The sequence below is a fragment of the Paenibacillus maysiensis genome, assembly GCF_000520815.1.
Lineage (GTDB): Bacteria > Bacillota > Bacilli > Paenibacillales > Paenibacillaceae > Paenibacillus > Paenibacillus maysiensis.
Genome location: NZ_ASRY01000206.1, coordinates 1 through 317, shown reverse-complemented (window position 1 = coordinate 317; position 317 = coordinate 1). Strand labels below are relative to the sequence as shown.

The following is a 317-nucleotide window of genomic DNA, read 5'->3' as shown; positions in this document are numbered from 1 at the left end:
CATTTTAAGACGCTGGTTCTCTTTTTGCAAAGCGATCAGCTCATTTTCTTCTGATGAGCGATTGTCCTTCTCTTTGAAGGAACCCGTCGTCTGAGCTTGTTTGATCCAGCGGTCTAAAGCTGAGGCTGTGAGGCCATATTCCTCCACAAGGGCTGCTCTGGATTTCCCATTTTCATAGAGTCCCACCATTTGTTTTTTGAATTCTGCTGTAAAGGTACGTCGTTGTTGTTTTGGCATTGTAGAGATTCGCTCCTTAACATGATAGGTTTATTCTACAAGCCCTTATTTTTTCTGTCCAACTTAGTGTAGCCGATCCA

1 protein-coding gene is annotated in these 317 nt (G+C 43.2%); it reads right to left on the bottom strand.

Going from position 1 to position 317, the window contains the following annotated elements; translation table 11 throughout:
- A partial coding sequence (locus tag L696_RS0114710; protein ID WP_025684316.1) for a transposase occupies positions 1-237 on the bottom strand: 237 nt, incomplete at its 3' end.
- Between the last annotated feature and the right edge of the window lie 80 nt (positions 238-317).